This is a genomic window from Oleiphilus sp. HI0128, from assembly GCF_001635365.1.
In genome coordinates, this window is the sequence record NZ_LWGG01000049.1 from 1 (window position 1) to 780 (window position 780).

Sequence of the window (780 nt, forward strand, 5' to 3'; positions counted from 1 at the left end):
GCTAACCGTCGTGTTGTAGCGGTAGTTGAATCAAGTATTAAGAAGGCTGCGACTAAATAAGCGCTTAATCAATATCGGCCTCATGGTTTGAAGGCCGATCTCTATCTTAAACCGCTCTGCACCGAAAAGTGCAGGGCGGTTTTTTGTGAGTGAGGGATAGTTTTAATTCTTCAGAAGGCGTTTTGAGTTAATATTTTTAGATCGAAGCGCTAACTGCCTAGCAAATGCGACAAAAGCGCATGGAATTGTATGAGATTCCTTGGTAAGTTTGCGCCTTAAAAGTAACGGGAATTGCATTAACAGTTAATCAGCGTCACCGAAGTTTGTACGAACGTATCAAGTTCTTTCCAATTATAATCTACGTGAGTTGTGGTGCGCGATTTAAGGATAGCCGAAACATGAACTTTAAAATCATACTTGCCTTATTGGCTTGCTTTTTAGCTCACCCCGTGAGTGCAGAATTTATTCGAGATGGTGAATTATATCTTGGTGCAGCAGGGTATTTGTTCGACTCAGATCGCAATCTTGAGGAAGGGCTTAGCTTTGAAGCTGGGTTTGAGCGACCATTAAGTAGTGACTTATCCTGGGACCTGTGGTTTTCCATGTATAACGCTGATGGCAAAAGGGGAGGTCCTGATAGCCGGACTAAACGTTTGTCTCCAGGCGTGCTCTATCACCTGAATGAGGGTAACACCCGAGCTTTCTTATCGGCGGGCATGGGCCATCAGAAGTTTGACTTGAAAAGTAGCAGCAAAGTAAAAGAAACTGCAATTCACTTGG

The 780-nt window shown here is 43.6% G+C and carries 1 protein-coding gene; it reads left to right on the forward strand.

What is annotated here, in order from left to right; all coding sequences use genetic code 11:
• Nucleotides 1-398: 398 nt before the first annotated feature.
• A partial coding sequence (locus A3763_RS00720) for a hypothetical protein (protein ID WP_156494781.1) occupies nt 399-780 on the forward strand: 382 nt, incomplete at its 3' end.